We start from the raw sequence: 24,571 nt of genomic DNA, 5'->3' as shown, positions 1-24,571 counted from the left end.
ATAATATATTAACAAAAACATACTAATAATTTTTATACTAATAAATATTTTATAAAATTTAATTTTATTAATACTGTAAATTATTATTTTTTAAAAAAATATTTTAATTGTTTTTTTATAATTAATTTAAAAAAATTAATATAAAATATACATAAAAAATATACTTAATGCAAAACATAATAAAAACATATAATTAACTATTAATTAATAAAAACTATATTACTATATAATATATATTAAAAATACATTTTTTTAAAATCTTACATAAAATATGTTTAAAATTTACCATTCTAATCAACTATTTTCTTTAAAAAATTTAATTATTGATATTATAAAAAATAAACAGTTCTCAAATCCTTTTGAAGAGGAAATCATAATTGTAGAAAATTTTGAAATTTCTCAATGGTTACAAATAGAATTAACAAAATATTTTGGAATAACTTGCAATATACACTACAAATTACCAAGAGATTTCATCTTGGAAATGATATATAAAATTTTACCTGACATTTCTAAAAATAATCATTACACAAAAAATTTAATAAAATGGAGAATAATAACAATTTTACCAAAAATTATAAATAATAAAAAATTAAAAGAATTAAAATTTTATATAAAAAATGATATAGACGGTAGAAAATTACATCAATTATCAGAAAAAATAGCAAATTTATTTGAAAGTTATATGATTTATAGACCTAAATTAATAACACAATGGGAAAAAAATAAATTAATTAATATTAACAATAAAAATCAATCATGGCAAAAAAAATTATGGCGAGAACTTTTTGTATATAGAAAAACATTAGAAAAAAAAACTCAACATTTATTAACAATACATAAAATTTTTATAAAATTTTTATCTGCACCAAACTATTTAAAAAATTTTTTTCCAAAACGTATTTTTATTTACGGAATTTCATCGTTACCTCCTATATATATACAAATTTTAAATATTATTTCTAAATATACAGATATTTATTTAATGTTTAAAAATCCTTGCAAACATTTTTTAAAATATAATAAATATTTATTATGTTTAGATATAACAAAACAACAAAAAAAACCAATAAACATAAATAAAAAAGAAAAAAAAATTAATCCATTATTAGTTTCATGGGGAAAATTAGGAAATGATTTTTTAAAACTTATTACTAATATAAAAAATTCTAAAAAATTTTTTATTTTCACCGATACCAATAGATTAACTTTATTAGAAAATATAAAACAAGATATATTGGATTCAAAAAATAACATTCAATTAGGTAAAACAATAGAAAAATATAAAACTAGTAAAAATAAGCGACTTATAAATTTATTAGATAATACAATAACATTTAATTCTTGTTATAATATAAAAAAAGAAATAGAAAACCTATATGAAAAACTACTTGAATTTTTTGAAAAAGATAATACATTAACCCCAAAAGACATTCTCGTAAAAGTTTCAAACATAGAAGTTTATACACCTTATATTTACGCAATATTTAGCAAAGATAAATCTGAAAATTATATTCCATTTTCAATTTTAAATAAAAAACCTTTAAAATCTAATCCAATTATACAAGCATTTATCTCTTTACTTAATTTACCAAAAGTTAGATTTTTCAAAGATCAAATATTTGATTTGTTAGATATTTCTGCTATTTCTAAAAAATTTGATATTAATGAAAATGAACTTGATATATTAAATAATTGGATTAATAAATATGAAATAAAATTTGGTTTAGATAATAATAATTTCAAAGATTTAAATTTACCAATCATAAATCAAAATACTTGGGAATTTGGATTGAAAAAAATATTATCAAAATATTCTATTAATAAAGATTTTAAGTCTTTAGATAATATTTTTTCTTATGATAAATACAACAATACTAAATTAAAATTAATTAACAAATTATTTTTTTTTATAGAAACATTAAAAAAATGGAGAATATTACTAAAAAAAAAATATTCTTTAAAAAAATGGAAAAATATTTATAAAGAACTTATTAATGATTTTTTTATTATCAATGATAATACAGAAATTATTTTAACATTATTAAAAAATCAATTATATAAAATTATCAATACAGCAACTACTTCTGGACATACAAAACATATAAAATCACTTTTAATTAGAGATGAATTATTAATTAGTATAAATGAAAAAAAAGAAAATTATAATTTTTTTACAGGATCAGTTACTTTCTGTACGTTTACCCAAATGAAATCTATTCCTTTTAAAATTATTTGTTTACTCGGTATGAACGACAATGTTTTTCCTAGAAATATAACACAAGAAAATTTTGATTTAAAAAAAAATAAAATAATTTTAGGAGATAAAAAAACAGATTATGAAGATAAATATCTTTTTTTAGAAACATTAATTTCTACAACAAAAATATTTTACTTAAGTTATATAGGAATATCAATTAATAATGAGCCCCGAAATCCTTCAATTTTAATTGAAGAGCTATTAAATTATATTTGTCAAAATTTTCGTATAATAGGAACAGAAAATTTAAATGTTGACGATAGTTATAAAATTTTAAAAAAACATTTAATTACAAAACACAATAATATACAATTTAAAAAAGAAAATTTTTTCAATAAAACAAAAAATCAAAATTATATAAATAAATCATTAAAAAAAACAATAATAACAAAATCAAAAAATAAACAAAACTCATTTTTAATTAAAAAAAATAAAATAATAACAAAAATAAATATAGAAGAACTATTAAATTTTTACAATAATCCAATTAAATTTTTTTTTCAAAAAAAATTAAATGTATATTTTTCTGAAGAAAAAGAATCATTTGATTCAGAACCATTTTATTTTAATAAATTACAATTACATAACTTGTATAAAAAAATTTTAGATTTTTCAATAAAAAATAAAAATATAAAATCTATCTATGACAAATTAAAAATAGAAGGTAAATTACCTATAAATAATTTTGATAAAATTTTATGAAAAGAATCTATTAAAAATACATCACATTTAATAAAAAAAATTAAAGAACATAATGAAAAACCATTTGATTATTATATTAAATGTAAAATAAAAAATATTAATATTAACGGTTCATTAAAAAATATTTATAAAACAGGAATATTACGTTATCAACCAAATTATATAAATGCAAATAATTTTATTCGATTATGGATTGAACATTTATTTTTTAATTTTAAAATATCAGAAAAAGAAACTACAATTTTAGATATCAATAATAACTATTATAAATTTCCTTCTATAGAAAAGAAAAAAAATTTAAATTATTTAGAATTATTAATTATGGGATATTTAAAAGGACAAAATTCTCCACTTTTATTATTAAATAACAGTTGTTGGAATTGGTTATCAGCATGTTTTAATAAAATAACAAATCAATATGATTTTTCATCTCCAAATGTTTTACAAAAAGCAGAATCTATCCTTGTTCAAAATCTTCAAGGGAATAAAATTAAATACGGTGAAATAAAAGATCTTTATTTATCAAGAATACATAAAAATATTAATGATATATTAATTCAATCGTTAATTAAAAATACAAAAAAATATTTATTACCAATAAAAAAACATATTATAAAAATAACTTTTTAAAATAAATATAATTAATGATTATAAAATTATTTAATATTAAAAATAAATTTAATTTTATATAAAAATTATAAAATTTTTTTTATTATTTAAATTAACTATTTTTAAGTAAAACATACTATATTTTTATTTAAAATTACCAATAAAAAAACATAATTTTTATAAAAATTAAAATAAAAAAATCATAAAATTATAAAAAAATAACATTATTTATATATATCTTAAAAATATAAAAAATCTTATTAATAATTTATAATAAAAATATAAAATTTATATAAAAATATACTTTTAAAAAATTACAAAATTATATAAAACAACATTTATACATATATTATTTTATATAATTTTATAACTCTATTAAAACATTTAAATTTATATTTATTTTTATAACAACAATACATTATTTTTTTAATAAAATTTTATAAAAAAACAACTTAAAATATTATTTTATAAAAAATAATTTATTATTATATTAAAATTAATAAATATTCTAAAAAAATAATTCTTTATATTTTTTTACTTAAAAGATTATTTATCGCAAAAAAAAAAAAAAAAAAAAAAAACAAAAAAAATAAAAAACATATTTTTAATTTTTTTTAAAATATTAAAGATTATTTAAATAAAATTTTTAAAAATAAATTTAAATAATAATATATTTTTTATAAAAAATTAATAAAACTAATTAGTTTATTTTTAAAAAAATATTTAATGTAAAAACATGGAATTATTAATGAAATTCAAAAAATATATTTTTTCAATGTACAACATTTCAAAAAAAACAATTATAATTATAATATTAAATATAATTCCATTCAATTTTGCTAAAAGCGATGATATCATTGCAACACGTACATATCAAACATTAAATTATACTCGTATTACATTTGAATCTGATATTAAATTAAAATATAAACAATTTATTCTAGATAATCCTAAACGCATTATTATTGATTTAGAAAAAATCAAGTTAAATTCTATTTTAAAACAAATTACGACTCAAATTCAAAATAATAATCAACATATACAATTAATTAGAATTGGACAGTTTAATAAAAAAAAAATTCGTATTGTTTTTGAATTAAAAAATAAAGTTTCTATACACTTTTTTCAAATCTTACCTTTTTCTAAATTTAATCATAGATTAGTATTAGATTTTTATTTTAAAAAAAATAATTTATCAGAAACAATATTTAATGAATATGATAAAAAAATCTTAAAAAAACAAAACTTTAACATATTAAAAAATAACACAACAAATAAAAATTCATTTATCGTTGTAATCGATCCAGGTCATGGAGGGATAGATACCGGTGCAATCGGAAAAAATAAAACTTATGAAAAAGATATAGTATTACAAATAGCTAGTTATCTAAATTTTTTAATTTATAAAGAACCTAAAATAAAATCTTATATGACACGAAACAAAGATATTTTTATATCTCTAAATGAAAGATTAAAAATTGCGCAAAAAATACATGCAGATTTATTAATTTCTATACATGCAGATGCTTATATAAATCCATTAGCTAAAGGATCTTCAATTTTTGCTTTATCAAAAAAAGGTGCAACAAGCAACACAGCAAGTTATTTAGCTAAAACCCAAAACAATTTTAATTTTATTTCTAATATAAACAAAAGTGGAGATATTTATTTAGATCATACGATAATTGATCTTGTTCAAACTGCTACAATTAACGATAGTTTAAAATTTGGTAATGAAATACTAAAATACATAAGCAAAATTAATAAATTACATAAAAACAAAGTAGATCAAGCAGGATTCTTAATTCTTAAATCACCAGAAATACCATCAATTTTAATTGAAACAGCATTTATTAGCAACACAAATGAAGAAAAAAAACTTAAAAAAAAATTTTTTCAAAAACAATTAGCTAAATCTATTTTTTATGGAATAAAAGATTATTTTTATAAAAAAGATAAAACAATTAATAAAAATTAATATTTTATATAAAATTATTATATTTTTATAATATATAAAAATATTAAAATCATATTTAATAAACATAATCTTTTATAAAAAATATTTTTAACGTTTACGAAAATAAATTATTAATATAATTTAATAAATATATAATTATAAAAAAATAATATTTTTATTAATTATAATTATTAAATAACATATGAGGTAAAAATGCAATTTTCTAAAATGCATGGATTAGGAAATGATTTTATGATCATAAATGCTATTACACAAAACGTACATTTATCTCCTAAAATAATATCTAATCTTTCAAATAGACATACAGGAATTGGTTTTGATCAATTATTATTAATCGAACCACCTTATGATCCTAATATTGATTTTCATTATCGTATTTTTAATGCAAATGGAACAGAAGCATCACAATGCGGAAACGGAGCAAGATGTTTTGCATATTTTGTACATCTTAATAAACTTACTAACAAAAAAAAAATAAAAGCAAGCACGAAATCTGGTAATATATTAATAACAATAAATAATAATAACGATATTAATGTAAATATGGGTGAGCCTAATTTTAACCCTAAAACAATTCCATTTTATGCTAAAAAAAAAGAAAAAAGATACATTATTAAAATAAAAAATCGTACAATAATATGCGGTGTTGTATCTATAGGTAATCCTCATTGTGTCATACAAGTAAAAAATTTATATGCAATTGAAATAAAAAATATTGCTTCTAAATTAGAAATTCATGAACGTTTTCCAAATTACACAAACGTTGATTTTATGGAAATAATAAATTCTTCACATATTCGTTTACGAGTATATGAACGTGGTGTTGGAGAAACTTTAGCTTGCGGGACTGGAGCTTGCGCTGCAGTAGCAGTTGGGATTAATCAAAAATTACTTAAAAATAATGTACAAGTAGATTTAACAGGAGGAACTTTAAATATTAATTGAAATGGTTATGGTAGTCCTTTATATATGAGAGGACCAGCTGTTCATGTTTATAACGGTATTATAAATATATAATTTTAATTTTGTTTATTAATATAAATTTTAATTATTAATTTATACATATATTTATTTTTTTACAAAACTATTTTTAATATTGTAGAAAATAAATTTTATATTATTATATATTTAAAAATAAAAAAATGGAAAATTAATGTATTTTTATCGTATATTAACCCCAATTAAAGCAATAACATTTGATCTTGATGATACGTTATATGAAAATCATTCTGTGATATATAAAACAGAAGAAAAACTTTTACTTTTTATTCGTAAATATGATACTCGTTTTAATAATATCAATAATAATGATTTACACAAATTTCGCAAAATAATAAAAAAACAAATACCTGAAATATCTCATGATATTACTGAACTTAGAAGATTATCGACTGAAATGATGTTTTATAAATATGGTTATAATCATGAAAAAACCATAAAAGGAACTAACGAAATTATGTCTAAATTTACATTTTGGCGTAATCAAATTAATATACCAGAATCAACATATATAATTCTAGAAAAATTAGTAAAAAAATTTCCTTTAGTTGCTATTACTAATGGAAATGCAGATCCAAAAATTTTCGGATTAGATAAATATTTTCAATTCGTATTAAAAGCTGGTATTAATGGCCGTTTAAAACCATCAAAAGATATGTATCTATTAGCTACAAAACAACTAGGAATAGAACCTAAATTTATTCTTCATGTTGGTGATAATTTAATCACTGATATAAAAGGAGCTATTAATAGTGGTATGCAAGCATGCTGGATAAATTCAAACAAAAAAAAACTAATAAATACAAAAAATATTTGTATACCACATGTTGAAATTCATCATTTATCTTCACTTTTATATATCACATAATTACAAAATAAAAAATACAAAATACTATATAATTATAAATATATTTATTTTTTTTAAAAATTAAATAATTTTCCAATCTTTTCGTTTTTTTTGTATAAATTTAAAATAACGTTCATAACAACTTGATTTTGTCGGACTAAAAGACAAAGAACGACACCAAAAATCATTACGTAAAATAGTTTTACAAATTCTACGCCAAGAAGGTATTTCTTTACTATTAGTATCATTATACTGTTCATCAGGTATATCATTAGGATATCCATGTTTAAAATACCAACGTAAATAAATAGATATTTTATTTTTATAATGTTCTGCAGTTTTTTCTGGTAAACTACATAATAAAAAATTAGCATAAGTTTTTCAAGTATGATGTTCTGGTTTACTGATTTTTTTAGAACCAAAAAATTCCATTTTATTTCTTGGATTTGTATATAACATACCAGAATCAGCACCACTAACTCTTTCGCAAGCTAAATTCCATGTATCTGGTTCAAGAACATGATACAACCATAATCCTTTACGTTGTTCTGGTCCAAATGGTTCACATATACGCATTTTATTTAAACTAACGCCAGCTTGCTGCATTAAATCATAAATAGAATTATATTGAAGTTTATTTCGTGAAATATATGTTCAAATATCTTTTACATGCCAATCATAAATAGGATAAGCCATATAATAAAATCCTTCTGGAGAAGCAGTTGTTCATGGAACATTATCGGCATAACGTAATTTCCTATTATTACTAATAGCAAAAAAACGATTTAACGATTCATCAGCACGAATGCCTAATAATATAACTGAACTAGAATAATTTTTAGTAATCCATTGATTAAAAGCAGATGTAAAATCTTCAAAAATTATTTTTTGATGATAAAAAGGAAAGAAATTATGATCTGTAATAGCACATTTTGGCGGTTGTCGAATCCATTTTTTATTAGGATCCCAAGCTGTCCACATAGTTTCATATTGAGAAATACCACTTTCAGCACTTATTGGTAAAGCAATCCAATAAAATTGTTTAACACAATCTTTATATAAAATTTTCATCTTTTTGATATGTTCTATAGTAGCTGAATACTGCACTTCCCAATCTATAAACATAACATTAAATTTTTTATTATATTTTTTAGCAATCGAAGCAATTAAATGAAATAAAACAGTCGAATCTTTACCTCCTGAAAATGATAAATTAATTTGTTCAAATGTTTTAAATAACCATTTAATACGATCAATTGCTGCAACAAATACATTTTTTTTTAATGAAATTTTTAATTTAGAATACATTAGAATTAAAATTCTATAAATATTAAAAAACTAAAAAATTAACAATATTAATTTAATAATTTTTCAAGAAAATTTAAAAATTAATTTTAAATTTCTTTACCTTTTGCTTGAAGTTCAGCATGATAAGAAGATCTTACAAAAGGACCACATGCTACATATGAAAAACCAATATCAATAGCCTTTTTTTTGATTTCATTAAATTCATTAATATTTAAATAACGAAGAACAGGCAGATGATAACGACTTGGTTGTAAATATTGTCCAACAGTTAACATACTAACACCATTATTATATAAATCATTCATAACATTAAAAATTTCTTCATTTGTTTCACCTAATCCAACAATAATCCCAGACTTTGTTATAATATTAGGATTTAATGTTTTAAAATTTTTTAATAAATTTAAAGACCAATTATAATTAGCACCTGAGCGAACATAACGATAAATTCTTGGAACAGTTTCAATATTATGATTAAAAATATCTGGAGGATTCATAGTTAATATATTTAACGCTAATTCCCCACATTTTTTAAAATCTGGAACTAAAATTTCAATTTTTATTGATAAATTTTCTTTTCTTATTAATTTTATACAATTAGCAAAATGTTGAGCACCACCATCATATAAATCATCACGATTCACTGAAGTGATAACAACATATTTTAATTTCATTTCTTTTATAGTTTTCGATAAATTTTCAGGTTCATTAATATCAGGTAAATTAGGACGACCATGATTTACATTACAAAATTGACAACGACGTGTACAAATCGTTCCTAAAATCATAAAAGATGCTGTATTATTATTAAAACATTCTGAAATATTAGGACATAAAGCTTTTTCACATACAGAATTAATACCATTTTTTTTCATTATTAATTTAATATTTTTAATATATGAATAATCTAAAGGTAATTTAATTTTCAGCCAATAAGGCTTACATAATATTTCTTTTTGTTCTATGTTTTTATCTTTAATCTTATATTTATTATTTTTATTAGATTTATGATTTTGATTTATTATCTGAAATAATTTATTCATAAAATTCTCAATTTTAAAAAATAAAATTTAATAATATTTTTTTATCATAACAAAAATAAAAACTTAATTTTTTATAAAAATATTTAATTAATATGGGATATACATCACTTAATAATATTTTCGGTTTAAATAAACTAAGCTGTGTCATTTTTAATTTATTAAAACCACAAGGAATAATGTAATTAAAAGGATTTAAATCCATATTTATATTCAATGCTATTCCATGAAAAGTATAACCATGTCTAACACGTAAACCTACTGAACAGATTTTTTCACCATTAATATAAACCCCTGGTGCATTAGAAATTAAATGAGATTCAATACTAAAATATTTTAATGTTTCTATAATGACATTTTCAAGAATATTCATCAATTCTTTTATATTAATTCCAAGGCGTTTTATATCTAACATAACATATATAATTTGTTGACCAGGTCCATGGTATGTTGTTTTACCACCTCGATCACTTTGAACAATTGGAATATTTTCATTTTTTAAAATATGTTCTGGTTTACTAGACTTACCTTGAGTAAACACACAATGATGTTCTAAAAACCATAATTCATCACAAGTATATATAGTTCTACATTTAATAAATTTATGCATTGAACTTAAAATTACTTGATAAGGTATAACCCCAAGTTTACGTATAATAAGATTTTTATTTGACAAAAATAATACCTAAAGGATTTACATCAATAAACTTATATATTATTTAAAATATTTTTATTTTTTTTTAATATTAAAAAACCATAAATTATATAACTATCTAATTTTAAAAAACAAAACACCTACCTTATAAAAGTAAGTGCTTTAAGTACTTTTTAAAATAAATATTATATAAATCTTAATTATTTTTACATAAATTGATAAAAAAATACAAATACAACTCTCATAAAAAAATAACTTATAATTTTAAACTATAAAATAATTATATTATATATTACAATTTACAATATAAAAATATAATAAATTTTATTTATAAGATCTGGCAGTTCCCTACTCTCACATAAGAAGACCTTATACTACCATCGGTGCCTCGGCGTTTCACTTCTGAGTTCGGTATGGATTCAGGTGGTACCACCGCGCTATAACCGCCAGATAACTTAATTTATAGTTTTAATTTAAAATTATTTTAAACATTTTTGGTGTTGTAAGGTTAAGCCTCACGGATTATTAGTACTGGTTAGCTTAACATATCACTATGCTTACACACCCAGCCTATCAACGTCTTAGTCTAAAACGATCCTTCAGGATCCACAAGGGATCAGGGAAGACTCATCTTAAGGCAAGTTTCCCGCTTAGATGCTTTCAGCGGTTATCTTTTCCGCACGTAGCTACCGGGCAATGCCATTGGCATGACAACCCGAACACCAGCGGTGCGTCCACTTCGGTCCTCTCGTACTAGAAGCAGCTCCTTTCAATCTTCCAACGCCCACGACAGATAGGGACCGAACTGTCTCACGACGTTCTAAACCCAGCTCGCGTACCACTTTAAACGGCGAACAGCCGTACCCTTGGGACCTACTGCAGCCCCAGGATGTGATGAGCCGACATCGAGGTGCCAAACACCGCCGTCGATATGAACTCTTGGGCGGTATTAGCCTGTTATCCCCGGAGTACCTTTTATCCGTTGAGCGATGGCCATTCCATACAGAACCACCGGATCACTAAGACCTACTTTCGTATCTGCTCGAGCCGTCACTCTCACAGTCAAGCTGGCTTATGCCTTTGCACTAACTGCATGATATCCAACCATGCTTAGCCAACCTTTGTACTCCTCCGTTACTCTTTAGGAGGAGACCGCCCCAGTCAAACTACCCACCAGACACTGTCTGTATCCCAGATAATGGGATTACATTAGAATATTAAATACTAAAGGGTGGTATTTCAAGGACGACTCCATGTAAACTAGCGTATACACTTCTAAGTCTCCCACCTATCCTACACATCAAAATTCAATATTCAGTGCCAAGCTATAGTAAAGGTTCACGGGGTCTTTCCGTCTTGTCGCGGGTACACTGCATCTTCACAGCAATTTCAATTTCACTGAGTCTCGGGTGGAGACAGTCTAGCCATCATTACGCCATTCGTGCAGGTCGGAACTTACCCGACAAGGAATTTCGCTACCTTAGGACCGTTATAGTTACGGCCGCCGTTTACTGGGGCTTCAATCAAGAGCTTTTCCTTACGGATGACTCCATCAATTAACCTTCCAGCACCGGGCAGGCGTCACACCGTATACGTCCACTTTCGTGTTTGCACAGTGCTGTGTTTTTAATAAACAGTTGCAGCTAGCTGGTATCTGCGACTAACTTCAGCTTCATAGGTATACTATTTCACTTAATGTTAGCGTGCCTTCTCCCAAAGTTACGGCACCATTTTGCCTAGTTCCTTCACCCGAGTTCTCTCAAGCGCCTTAGTATTCTCTACCTGACCACCTGTGTCGGTTTATAGTACGATTAATGATAATTTAAGCTTAGAGGTTTTTCTTGTAAGCATGGCATTAACTACTTTGTTAGTATTAATAACTAGTCATAAGACCTCAGTGTAAATAGTAAATCGGATTTACCTAACTTACTCACCTACATCCTTAAACCAAGACAACCGTCGCTTGGCTAGCCTAGCCTTCTTCGTCCCCCCAATCGCAATTATCACCAGTACAGGAATATTAACCTGTAATCCATCGATTACGCTTTTCAGCCTCACCTTAGGGGTCGACTCACCCTGCCCCGATTAACGTTGGACAGGAAACCTTAGTCTTTCGGCGTACGAGTTTTTCACTCGTATTATCGTTACTTATGTCAGCATTCGCACTTCTGATATCTCCAGCATTTTTCACAAAACACCTTTACAGACTTACAGAACGCTCCCCTACCCAATAAATATAATTCTATATTATAGAACTAAATATCAATCCTACTTATAATATATCTACTGTCGCAGCTTCGGTGCATAGTTTAGCCCCGTTACATTTTCCGCGCAGGTTGACTTGACCAGTGAGCTATTACGCTTTCTTTAAATGATGGCTGCTTCTAAGCCAACATCCTGGCTGTCTAAGACATCCCACTTCGTTTCCCACTTAACTATGACTTCGGGACCTTAGCTGGCGATCTGGGTTGTTTCCCTCTTCACGACGAACGTTAGCACTCGCCGTGTGTCTCCCGTGATAACATTTTTCGGTATTCGTAGTTTGCATCGGGTTAGTAGGTCTGGATGACCCCTTAACCGAAACAGTGCTCTACCCCCGAAAATGAATCAACGAGGCGCTACCTAAATAGCTTTCGGGGAGAACCAGCTATCTCCCGGTTTGATTGGCCTTTCACCCCCAACCACAAGTCATCCGCTAATTTTTCAACATTAGTCGGTTCGGTCCTCCAATTAATGTTACTTAATTTTCAACCTGCTCATGGCTAGATCACCGGGTTTCGGGTCTATATCCTGCAACTAAACGCCCAGTTAAGACTCGGTTTCCCTACGGCTACCTTAAACAGTTAACCTTGCTACAAAATATAAGTCGCTGACCCATTATACAAAAGGTACGCAGTCACACTTTTACATGCTCCTACTGCTTGTACGTATACAGTTTCAGGTTCTATTTCACTCCCCTTCGCCGGGGTTCTTTTCGCCTTTCCCTCACGGTACTAGTTCACTATCGGTCAATCAGGAGTATTTAGCCTTAGAGGATGGTCCCCCTATCTTCAAACAGGATAACACGTGTCCCGTTCTACTCTTTGAATAACACAATTTAACATTTTCAAATACTGGGCTATCACCTATTATTGCCGGACTTTCCAGACCGTTTTTTTAATGTTAAAATGATTTTATATTCTGGGCTGTTCCCTGTTCGCTCGCCACTACTAAGGGAATCTCAATTGATTTCTTTTCCTCAAGGTACTTAGATGTTTCAGTTCCCTTGGTTAGCTTTATTTAACTATGAATTCATCAAATAATAGTATACTGATATACTGGGTTTCCCCATTCGGATATCGCCGGGTAATAACGGTTCATATCACCTTGCCGACGCTTTTCGCAGATTAGCACGTCCTTCATCGCCTCTGATTGCCTAGGCATCCACCATATACGCTTAATTACTTAACCTTACAACCCAAAAATGTCTAATTGTTTTTATTAAAACAATACATCTTTTTATTTTTTTGACTTGAGAGATTCAAACAATTTACAAATATTAATAACTATAAATTGTTAATTTTTATATTGTTAAAGAACATAAAACATTTTACTTATATTAATTCATTAATTAAATTGGCGTCCCCTAGGGGATTTGAACCCCTGTTGCCGCCGTGAAAGGGCAGTGTCCTTGTCCTCTAGACGAAGGGGACAAATATAAAACTATGCTTTTTCTTTCACTTTTATACTAAAAACAAAACAATTAATAGCTAAAATATTACACATATTTTAAAATAAAAACAAATTACTTTAAATTATATTACAATTGTTTTTTTTAAATATAAAAAAATTTAAATTTCGCTGAATTATTAAAAAAATACATCAAATGCAAGCAATAACTTTTCAATAATATAAATATTAAAATACATTTTTATCAGCTTTTTAAATATATATCATTATTTCGATAATGATACTTTTTTTATAAATAGTCAAGATCTTTTTTATTTTTAATATAAATATATTTTAATATTAAATATATTCTTATTTTCTTAAATTTTAACATATTTATAATATATAAAAAAACATAATTTTAGTTAAATAATTAAATTTAAAACCATTTTATATAAAATTACTAAATAATACTCAAAAATATAAAAATATTTAAAAATTAATTTTTATATAAAAATATATAATCAACAAAAAAATTCTTAACAAATCTATTATAATTTTTTAATTAACATATTATATTAATAATATAATATGTTAATTAAAACTGCCGTTGCTAGAAATTTTATAACAACGGCAAAATTTTTATATAACTCACTATAAAATTATAAAATAATTATCTGCGGTCATCAGCAATACGTAATAACATTAAAAAAAGATTAATAAAATCTAAATACAAAGATAATGCACCAACAATAGAATATTTACGCATTGTTTCTGTATTATTTTCATCAACCTGCAATCCAATATTTTTTAATTTTTGTGTATCATACGCAGTTAACGCCGAAAATAAAAATACACCAATAAAACTTATTATCCAAGATATACCTGCACTTTGCAACCAAATATTAACAATAGATGCTACAGTAATACCTATAAGTGCCATAAATAAAAAATTACCTATACCTGTTAAACTACGTTTAGTAACATATCCATAAAAACTTAAAGAAGCAAACATAATAGATGTAATTACAAACGTGCTAGTAATAGATTCACCAGTATACATTGCAAGAGTAATTGAAATTGTTAACCCAGTTAACAAAGAATACAACATGAACATTCCAGTTGCTAACGCAGCGCTTAATTTTGGTAAAAATAGCGACAAACACATTACTAAACTAAATTCAGCTATCAACATACCAAAAAATAAAAAATTATTTGTTGCAATGGTAAAAAAAATATTAGTATTTAAAGCATACATTGCTACAAAAGCAGTTAACAATAAACCAACTACCATCCAACCATACACCTGCGACATAAATGCTTGAACGCTTGTATTAGTTCTTTGTATTATAGAATAATTACGCTGATCAAATTGATTCATAATGATTACCCTTTTAAAAATAACTTGTAGTAATATACTACAATTAAAACAATTCTTATAATTTTTTATAAAAATTTATACTATTAATATTAATAATTTTATTTATCATTTTATTTTACAATTATACTTTTATATAATTTTAAATATTATAAAAAATAATTAACTATATATATTTAAAAATATATTTTTACTTATTTTTATGAAAAATTTAATATTTTATATCATACATTAATATATAAAAAATACAACTTTATTTAATATTTTTATTTAAAACAAAATTTTATTAGATAAATAAAAATATATTAAATATCATTAATCTAAAACATAAAAAATACAAAACATCTTTTCATAATAAAATATAATTAATTAATATTTATCATTAAAAATATAAATATTTTAAAAAACTAATTTTTCTAAAAAAATATTTATTAAAAATATAAAATTATTTTTATTTATATCTGTAAAAAAGATAAAAAATATATCATAATAATTATCTATAACTAAAAATAATAAAAAATTTTATTTTAGTAAATATTAATATGTTTTAAATACATTTTTTATAAAAACTATAAAATAGTTAACTATTTTATTTAATCCAATAATTTTAAATTTAAATACTTACCTATAAAAACTTCAATTACTTTTTTTCCTAAATAAGGAATTACTCCTAAACAAGGAAATTCTATCATTTTATTAAGCGTCAAAAGATATTCTTTTTTATAAATCCATTTAGGTTTAACTTCATTTGCTATCCATCCTGCTAAATTTAAACCAGATTTTAAAATTGCATTAACAGTAAGTAATGCATGATTAATACATCCTAATTTTATACCAACCACTAAAATAACAGGAAGTTTATTATCCAAAACCCAATCAGCATAAGTTTTATTCATAGATAATGGGGTAAACCAACCACCAGCTCCTTCAATTATTATCCAATTAGATTGTAATTGTAATTCTTTTAATCCTTTAGTCATTAAAGAAAAATTAATTGTTTTTCCTGTTTTTTTACTGATGATATGCGGTGATGTATATTCTTTAAATACAATAGGATTAACACGATCATATTCTAAATTTAAAAAACTATTTTTTTGTAATGCAAGTGCATCATTATTACGTAAACCACATAACGTTATTTTACTTCCAGAAGCTACTGGTTTATAACCAGTCACTTTATATCCAAGTTTAGATGCAGCTTGTAATAAACCACAACTAACTACTGTTTTACCTACTCCAGTATCCGTACCAGTTATAAAATATGTTTTAATCACAATATAATGTTCCAAAAACAGTATAATAAGTTAAAGGAAATTTATGTTTTTTTTTAGGATAAACATCCGATAATCTTTTAAAACTTTTTCTTGTTATTAATTTACTTTTTCTATTAGATATTAAATAAGTAGCTCCAACACCTTTCAATGAATATAATAAAGTATTAAGATCATAAAAATACAAAGTATCCTTTTGAATAAAAAGTTTATTGCGATATATTTCACAATTTTTAACAATTTCAGTATAACTAAGAAAATTATTAACATGTTGAAAATTATCTATTTTTCTCCAAGCTTTAGATAATTCAATTAATGTGTTTTCAGCTAAAGTAGTGAACAATATAATGCCACCTATTTTAGTAACTCTATAAAATTCAATTAATGCTTTAGTAAAATCTTGACACCATTGAATAGCTAAATTTGAAAAAACTATATCAAAAGTATTATTTTCAATTGGAATTGATTCAATATCAGCACACAAATAACTACAAGCAGCATTTTTATTTTTTGCTATTTCTAGCATACCAGATGATAAATCTAAAGCTGTTACATTTAAACCACGTTTTTTCATAATTTTACTAAAAAATCCAGTTCCACATCCAGCGTCTAAAACATTAATAATTCCATTTTTTTTTGTTTTTTTAAGTTCAAATTCTAATTTATATAGCAATATATCACCTATATATTGTTGATAATTAGCTATTAAATCATATTTAGAAGCAGCTTTACTAAATGCAGCTGCAATTTTTTGTTTTTTATGACACAAAAACAAAGTCATTTAATGCCTCCAACAATGCATCAATATCTTTTTTTTGATGTAATGCACTTAACGTAATTCTAATTCTTGAACTATTCAAAGGAACTGTTGGTGGTCTAATAGATTGAACCCAAATGCTTTTTTTATCACGTAAAAACTTTGATAATTGCAAACATTGATCATTATTACCAATAATCAATGGTTGAATAGCAGTAACAGATTTAGATAATTTTATATTTTTTAAATTAAAATTATTACGAAAATATTTAATATTATAACTAAGTTTTGCTCTAGCAAAATCTGAATTTTTAATTTGTCTTATAATTTCAGAAAGAGTTTCAGCTTGCGCTGGAGGCATAGAAGTACTATATATTAAATGACGAGCATATTGAATTAAAAAATTTGCTGTATCTTTATTACATAATACAGCGGCTCCGCTTAATCCAAATGCTTTTCCAAAAGTAACAATTAAAATCTCCGGTTTTATATTAAAAATATCAGAACTACCACGCCCATCTTTTCCAATAACACCAATACCATGAGCATCATCTATCATCAACCATGCTCTATATTCATTAGTAATATTATATAATTGATCTATAGGAGCAATATCACCGTCCATGCTAAAAACACCTTCTGTAACTACTAATGTTTTTCCTAAACTAGAATTTTGAATCATATGTTTTAATGAAAAAGGATTATTATGCTGAAAACGTCGAAATTTAGAATTTGAAAATATACATGCTTCAACTATAGAAGCATGACTTAATTTATCTAAAAAAATACGATCATTTTTATTCATTAAAGATGTAATAACAGATTGGTTTGCTGCAAAACCTGAAATAAATAATAATGAATTAGAATAACCTAGCCATTCAGCTAACTCATATTCAAGATTACGATGAGCTGCAGTATAACCTATAACATGTCCAGAACTACAACTACCAATACCATATTTATTAACACTAGATTTCCACGTATCAATAACATTTTTATTATGACTAATACCTAAATAATCATTAGATGAAAAATTTAAATAAGTTTTCCCTTGAAAACTAACAGTTCTACTATTTGACTTATCAATACAAAAACGTTCACGCCAAATAGAAGTTAATTTACGTTTTTGAATGTTAGTTTTTAAAAAATTTTCCCAATTCATTTAATTTGCCGCGTTATAAAATTGTGTTTCATCTATATTTTTTAAAACTTGATTTATTTTTTTATCATCATCTTTTTTATCAAATTCTATTCGTTTACAATTAATATTTAATTTTTTAAACAAAATTAAATCTTCATTTTCATTATTATTATTAGCAGTTAATAATTTACATCCATAAAATATTGAATTAGCACCTGCCATAAAACATAATGCTTGAGTTTGTTCATTCATATATTTACGCCCAGCTGAAAGACGAACATAAGACGTTGGCATTAATATACGAGCTACAGCAATAGTACGAATAAAATCAAAATAATCAACTTCTTCATTATTTGATGCTGGTGTACCTTTTACTTTTATCAGCATATTAATTGGTATACTTTCAGGCGGTTTAGGAAGATTTGCTAATTGAACCAAAAGCGACGCACGATCATTTATTTTTTCGCCAAGCCCTATTATCCCACCAGAACAAAGTTTTATTCCAACATTTCGTACATTTTCTAGTGTATTTAATCTATCTTGATAAGTACGAGTTGTAACAATATTATTATAATATTCTTTAGAAGTATCAAGATTATGATTATAATAATCAAGACCTGCTTTTGCTAATTTTTTTGCTTGTTCAAAATTAATCATACCAAGCGTCATACAAGTTTCCATTCCTAATTTTTTTACTTTTTTTATAACATCTTCAAGATAAGGCATATCAGATTCTTTTGGATTACGCCATGCTGCACCCATACAAAAACGAGTCGCTCCTGATTGTTTAGCTTTTTTTGCATAATCAATAACTTCTTTTATTTTCATTAATTTTTCTGATTTTAAATCAGTTTTATAACGAGCACTTTGTGCACAATATTTACAATCTTCTGGACATAAACCTGTTTTTATTGATACAAGTGCACTTATTTGTATTTGTTGCGGATCAAAATGTTTACGATGAATACTCTGAGCTTTAAACAATAAGTTAAAAAAAGGCATTAAAAAAAGTTTATTGGTTTCTTCTATTGTCCACTGCTTTAATTGTTTCATAAAAACTCTCCAGTTAAAAAGTTATTGCTAGTTTAAATATTGTCATTATCATGTCAACTTATATTAAATAATAAAATTAATACATTAATATAAATGGAAGTAAAAAGTGAAAAATAAATTAAATTTTACAGATATTAATTTCGATTCAAAACATATATGGCACCCTTATACATCAATGATAAATCCAGATCCAGTATATCCAATAATAAAAGCTAAAGGATCTGAACTTATTATGTATAATGGAAAAAAATTAATAGATGCAATGTCTTCATGGTGGTCAGCAATTCACGGTTACAATCATCCAGTTTTAAATAATGCCGCAATTAAACAACTTAGAAAAATGTCACATGTAATGTTTGGTGGTATAACACATCAACCAGCTATAAATCTATGCAAACAATTAATAAAAATTATACCAAATTCTTTAGAATGTATTTTTCTTGCTGATTCAGGATCAGTTGCTATAGAAATAGCACTTAAAATGGCGTTACAATATTGGCATGCTAAAGGTGAAAAACGCAAATATTTTTTAGCGTTACAAAATAGTTATCATGGTGATACATTCGGTGCTATGTCAGTTTGCGATCCACAAAAATCAATGCATATTTTATATAAAAACTTCTTACCAAAACATATTTTTATTAAAGCTCCTAAATGTAAATTTCATGATAAATGAGATAATAATGATTTAAATAATATAAAACAACAACTAGAAATAAAACATGATAAAATAGCTGCTATTATTTTAGAACCAATTGTTCAAGGGGCAGGTGGTATGTATTTTTACCATACTGAATATTTAAAAGGTATACGTGATCTATGTAATAAATATAATGTATTATTAATCGCAGATGAAATAGCAACAGGTTTTGGACGTACAGGAAAATTATTTGCTTGTAATCATGCAAATATATCTCCAGATATAATATGTTTAGGAAAAGCATTAACTGGTGGTTATATGACACTTTCAGCAACAATTAGTACTAGATATATCGCTGAAACAATTAGTAATGGTAAAGCAAATTGTTTCATGCATGGGCCAACTTTTATGGGAAATCCATTAGCTTGCGCAATTGCAGAATCTAATATAAAACTATTATTGAATAATAATTGGGAAAATAATATTTTTAATATTGAAAAACAATTAAATACTGAACTTTTACCTTTAATTAATAATAATAATATTTATAATATTCGTATTTTAGGTGCTATTGGTGTTATAGAAATGAAAAAACCAATAAATATTTCTAATTTACAAAAGCTTTTTGTAAAACATGGAGTTTGGATTCGTCCTTTTGGAAAACTTATTTATATAATGCCTCCTTATATAATCACTAAAAAACAATTAACTAAAATAACTAAAACAATAAAAATAATTTTAAATTCAATTTAATTGTATTTTTATAAAAAAATAATTTTTTTAATAAAATATTTTAATTAAAAAACAATAATTTTAAGTAATTAATTATAAAAAATAAATTTATAACTTTTATAATATAATATAAAAAACAAATTACTTAAAATATTTTTTTAATTATATAAATATTATTTTATATAATAAATTATATTATTATATATAATAATATACTATTTAACACTATAGATTATTTTTAAGAATATTTATGACTATAACTAAAGTTGTTTTAATAAGACATGGTGAAAGTTTATGGAACAAAAAAAACCGTTTTACAGGATGGATTGATATAGAATTATCCAATAAAGGACGAGAAGAAGCTAAAACAGCAGGTAAATTATTAAAAAAAAAAGGTTTTACTTTTGACTTAGCATATACATCTGTATTAAAACGTGCTATACATACTCTATGGTATATTCTTGATCAAATAAATCAACAATGGTTACCAATAGAAAAAAGTTGGAGATTAAATGAACGTCATTACGGTTCTCTACAAGGTTTAAACAAAACAAAAATTATATCTAAATATGGCGAAAAACAAGTAAAATTATGGCGTCGTAGTTTTTCTATAAAACCTCCAAAATTAAATAAAAATAATCAAAATTATCCTGGTAATGATATACGTTATGCTGATTTATTACCTGAAGAAATACCTGTAACTGAAAGTTTAGAAAATACTATTGAACGTATTATTCCATATTGGGAAAAAAATATAAAACCAAATATTATAAAAGGTAAAAAAATAATTATTATCGCACATGGAAATTCGTTAAGAGGATTAATAAAATATTTAGACAACATAAATGATAAAGAAATTATCAATTTAAACATTCCAACAGGAATACCAATTATTTATGAATTTAATAAAAACATAAAACCAATAAAAAACTATTATTTAAAATAATAAATAAAAATATAAAATTAATTTATTTTTAAACTTTTTGCAAAATTTAACATTCTCTTTAATGGTATTAATGCTTTTTTTCTTAAAGATTCATTTATTTTAATCTGATGATCTATTGTATTATTTTTAAGAGCATCAATAATACCTTGTAATGTATTCATCCCCATCCAAGGACAATAAGCACATATCTTACATGTTGCATTATCACTTGATGTAGGAGCTATATAAAATAACTTTTCTGGTATATCTTTTTGCATTTTATAAAATATTCTTTTATCAGTAGCAACAATAATTATTGAATTTTCTAATGTTTTAGCAGCTTTAATTAATTGAGAAGTAGAACCAACTACATCAGCAAGTTCAATGATATCTTTAGGAGATTCAGGATGAACTAATATAGCTGCTTCTGGATACATAGATTTCATTTTTTTTAAAGATTTACTTTTAAATTCATCATGAACAATACATGTCCCATTCCAACATAAAATATCAGCTTTAGTCCTCTGTTGAATAAAATAACCTAAATGACGATCAGGTGCCCAAATAATTTTTTTTCCTAACTTATTCAAATGATTAACTAATTCAACTGCAATACTAGACGTTGCAACCCAATCAGCACGAGCTTTTATAGCTACAGAAGTATTCGCATATACAACAACAGTTCTATCTGAATTTTCATCGCAAAATTTTGAAAATTCTTTTTCAGGACAACTAATATCTAACGAACATTCTGCATTCAATGTAGGCATTAATACATTCTTTTCAGGATTTAAAATCTTTGCTGTTTCACCCATAAATTTAACACCAACAACTACTAATGTAACCGCTGGATGGGAAGCGCCAAAACGAGCCATTTCTAAAGAATCAGCAACACATCCACCTGTTTTTTCTGCTATATACTGGACTTCTGGGTTTGTATAATAATGAGCAACTATAACAGCATTTTTTTGATCCAACAATGATTTTATCCGCTTAAAATAAAAATCTTTTTTATCTTGACTTAATATATTTTTCGATTTAAATGAATAAATTAATTGATTAATATTAAAATCTTTACTCATTATAACTCCCATCTTTATATAAAAAATATTAAAATAAAAACTAAAATTTTTTGCTAAAATATTAAATATTAAAAAATGTTAATTAAGTTATTAAATAATAAACCACAAAAAAATATAACCTATACTAAATATTTAAATAAAACATTTTATATAAAAAATATTTTATGTAAAATACAACATGCATATTACATATATAAATATGTATTAATATTTTTAAAATATAATATTTTTAATATTATATTTTATATAAAATACAATTAAAACATATTAAGTTTTTTTTTAGCTAATAATGCTCCTACGCTATTAGGATATTGTTTTAATACATGTTGATAAATAATTTTTGCTTTATCTTTAAAACCTTTTTCTTGCATGATTAAACCAATTTTATATAAAGATTCACTACTTTTTTTAGAGTTAGGAAAATTTTTAACTACAATAGCAAAATAAAATGCAGCATCATCTTTTTTATTTTTGACATAATTCAATTGTCCTAACCAATAATTAACATTAGCTTGATATTTAGATTTAGGATAAATTTTAATAAAATTTTGTAATTCATCTATAGATTTATTTATTTCTTTTTCTGATCTACTATTTATAGCTAATTCAACAACAAAATTATAATGTTCTTTTTCTGATGTTTTTGATAAATTTAAAGATGATTTTGAATTTAATAATTTATTATTTGATTGTTCTGTAAAATCAGTTAATTCAGATTTTTTAAGTTGTTCTTGTTGAATACGATAATTTTCTTTATTTGCAATAAATTTATTTAATTTATATTCATTTTCTTGAATTTGTCCACGCAATATATCAATATCATTTTGATTATCAATTAATTGTTGTTGAATTTGAAACAAAAGTTTACTTTGATAATCAATCATTTCTTCAATTTTAGAAATACGTTCTAAAATTGAAGTAGATGATATATTATAAATTTGAGCTTTTCCAATAGCGACCTCATTGGTCGCTATATTAGCCAATAACAACAGAGCAATTAAAAAACATCTGAAATTATTATTCATGATAAACATTATCTATTGAGATACAATTACAGCTCGACGATTTTTTGCGTAATCATCTTCTGTTGATCCTAATGAAGCTGGTTTTTCTTCACCATAAGAAACAATAGAAATTTGTTTATTAGAAATACCTTTACTCTGTAAATATAATTTTACTGCATTAGCACGTTTTTCACCTAATGCAATATTATATTCTGGTGTACCACGTTCATCTGCATGACCTTCAATAATAACATTAGAAGAATTATCACGTAAAAACATAATATAATTATCTAATACATTCATATATTCTTGAGATATATTATATTTATCAAAACTAAAATAAATAATATTATTTTGTTGTAATTGTTCTCCTTGTTGATGTAATGAATCTTTTGATGGTAAAACATTATCAACCTGATTAGTTGAAGGTTCAATATTATCTTGTTCATCATTTTTATTAGAAGTACAAGATGAAAACATTATTATTGGCAATACAATTACCAAACTTTTAAGTATTTTTTTTAAATGCATTATTTATTCCT

General features: G+C 24.1%; 17 protein-coding genes, 1 tRNA gene and 2 rRNA genes. 6 read left to right on the top strand and 14 right to left on the bottom strand.

The window, feature by feature from the left end:
• Positions 1-271: 271 nt before the first annotated feature.
• The 4 genes from recC to yigB all read left to right on the top strand — a co-directional run bounded on the left by recC (position 272) and on the right by yigB (position 7,416).
• Positions 272-3,592, top strand: coding sequence for an exodeoxyribonuclease V subunit gamma (recC, locus tag AAGD61_RS00455; protein WP_341765080.1), 3,321 nt, complete (start codon positions 272-274; stop codon positions 3,590-3,592).
• A gap of 727 nt (positions 3,593-4,319) precedes the next feature.
• Complete coding sequence (locus tag AAGD61_RS00450; protein ID WP_341765079.1) at positions 4,320-5,549, top strand: N-acetylmuramoyl-L-alanine amidase; 1,230 nt, start codon at positions 4,320-4,322, stop codon at positions 5,547-5,549.
• Positions 5,550-5,741: 192 nt separating this feature from the next.
• The gene (gene dapF / locus AAGD61_RS00445; RefSeq protein WP_341765078.1) at positions 5,742-6,566 is read left to right on the top strand and encodes a diaminopimelate epimerase; all 825 of its coding nucleotides are present in this window, start codon (positions 5,742-5,744) and stop codon (positions 6,564-6,566) included.
• Positions 6,567-6,702: 136 nt separating this feature from the next.
• Positions 6,703-7,416: a 5-amino-6-(5-phospho-D-ribitylamino)uracil phosphatase YigB gene (yigB, locus tag AAGD61_RS00440; RefSeq protein ID WP_341765077.1), complete on the top strand. Its 714-nt coding sequence runs from the start codon at positions 6,703-6,705 to the stop codon at positions 7,414-7,416.
• A 60-nt stretch (positions 7,417-7,476) separates the two neighbouring features.
• Here the strand turns inward: yigB and AAGD61_RS00435 are convergent, their stop codons facing one another.
• From AAGD61_RS00435 to bioB, 11 genes are all read right to left on the bottom strand, one after another.
• The gene (locus tag AAGD61_RS00435) at positions 7,477-8,703 is read right to left on the bottom strand and encodes a phosphoadenosine phosphosulfate reductase (RefSeq protein WP_341765076.1); all 1,227 of its coding nucleotides are present in this window, start codon (positions 8,701-8,703) and stop codon (positions 7,477-7,479) included.
• An 86-nt stretch (positions 8,704-8,789) separates the two neighbouring features.
• Positions 8,790-9,746: a lipoyl synthase gene (lipA, locus tag AAGD61_RS00430; protein WP_431307847.1), complete on the bottom strand. Its 957-nt coding sequence runs from the start codon at positions 9,744-9,746 to the stop codon at positions 8,790-8,792.
• A gap of 13 nt (positions 9,747-9,759) precedes the next feature.
• A complete protein-coding gene (lipB, locus tag AAGD61_RS00425; RefSeq protein WP_341765075.1) occupies positions 9,760-10,419 on the bottom strand; it encodes a lipoyl(octanoyl) transferase LipB in 660 nt (219 codons plus the stop codon).
• 314 nt (positions 10,420-10,733) lie between these two features.
• Positions 10,734-10,849 (bottom strand): 5S ribosomal RNA (rrf, locus tag AAGD61_RS00420).
• A gap of 53 nt (positions 10,850-10,902) precedes the next feature.
• A 23S ribosomal RNA gene (locus AAGD61_RS00415) occupies positions 10,903-13,848 on the bottom strand.
• Positions 13,849-14,014: 166 nt separating this feature from the next.
• Positions 14,015-14,090 (bottom strand) — tRNA-Glu (locus AAGD61_RS00410).
• Between the two features lie 629 nt (positions 14,091-14,719).
• Positions 14,720-15,427 carry a Bax inhibitor-1/YccA family protein gene (locus AAGD61_RS00405; protein WP_341765074.1) on the bottom strand — a complete coding sequence of 236 codons (708 nt, stop codon included), beginning with the start codon at positions 15,425-15,427 and terminating at the stop codon, positions 14,720-14,722.
• A gap of 590 nt (positions 15,428-16,017) precedes the next feature.
• On the bottom strand, positions 16,018-16,698 hold the full coding sequence (gene bioD, locus AAGD61_RS00400) for a dethiobiotin synthase (protein ID WP_341765073.1): 681 nt from the start codon (positions 16,696-16,698) through the stop codon (positions 16,018-16,020).
• Complete coding sequence (gene bioC / locus AAGD61_RS00395; RefSeq protein ID WP_341765072.1) at positions 16,691-17,476, bottom strand: malonyl-ACP O-methyltransferase BioC; 786 nt, start codon at positions 17,474-17,476, stop codon at positions 16,691-16,693. The genes bioD and bioC overlap by 8 nt, the downstream gene beginning before the upstream one ends.
• Complete coding sequence (locus tag AAGD61_RS00390) at positions 17,454-18,614, bottom strand: aminotransferase class I/II-fold pyridoxal phosphate-dependent enzyme (protein ID WP_341765071.1); 1,161 nt, start codon at positions 18,612-18,614, stop codon at positions 17,454-17,456. The genes bioC and AAGD61_RS00390 overlap by 23 nt, the downstream gene beginning before the upstream one ends.
• Entirely contained in the window at positions 18,615-19,646 is a 1,032-nt protein-coding gene (bioB, locus tag AAGD61_RS00385) for a biotin synthase BioB (protein ID WP_341765070.1), read from the bottom strand. It abuts the gene before it with no gap.
• A 118-nt stretch (positions 19,647-19,764) separates the two neighbouring features.
• Between bioB and bioA the strand changes: the two genes are divergently transcribed.
• Both bioA and gpmA read left to right on the top strand, forming a co-directional pair.
• Positions 19,765-21,039, top strand: a complete 1,275-nt coding sequence (gene bioA, locus AAGD61_RS00380; protein ID WP_341765285.1) for an adenosylmethionine--8-amino-7-oxononanoate transaminase — start codon at positions 19,765-19,767, stop codon at positions 21,037-21,039.
• A 229-nt stretch (positions 21,040-21,268) separates the two neighbouring features.
• A complete protein-coding gene (gene gpmA / locus AAGD61_RS00375) occupies positions 21,269-21,964 on the top strand; it encodes a 2,3-diphosphoglycerate-dependent phosphoglycerate mutase (protein ID WP_341765069.1) in 696 nt (231 codons plus the stop codon).
• Between the two features lie 17 nt (positions 21,965-21,981).
• Here gpmA and nadA read toward each other — a convergent pair whose 3' ends face one another.
• The 3 genes from nadA to pal all read right to left on the bottom strand — a co-directional run bounded on the left by nadA (position 21,982) and on the right by pal (position 24,560).
• Positions 21,982-23,025: a quinolinate synthase NadA gene (gene nadA, locus AAGD61_RS00370; protein ID WP_341765068.1), complete on the bottom strand. Its 1,044-nt coding sequence runs from the start codon at positions 23,023-23,025 to the stop codon at positions 21,982-21,984.
• Positions 23,026-23,282: 257 nt separating this feature from the next.
• Entirely contained in the window at positions 23,283-24,050 is a 768-nt protein-coding gene (gene ybgF, locus AAGD61_RS00365) for a tol-pal system protein YbgF (RefSeq protein ID WP_341765067.1), read from the bottom strand.
• A gap of 12 nt (positions 24,051-24,062) precedes the next feature.
• Entirely contained in the window at positions 24,063-24,560 is a 498-nt protein-coding gene (pal, locus tag AAGD61_RS00360; protein WP_341765066.1) for a peptidoglycan-associated lipoprotein Pal, read from the bottom strand.
• Positions 24,561-24,571: the final 11 nt, after the last annotated feature.

This window comes from Candidatus Providencia siddallii (assembly GCF_964026685.1).
Lineage (GTDB): Bacteria > Pseudomonadota > Gammaproteobacteria > Enterobacterales > Enterobacteriaceae > Providencia_A > Providencia_A siddallii_A.
Note: the sequence above shows the minus strand (reverse complement) of the source record. Positions and strands in the feature narration are given on the sequence as shown.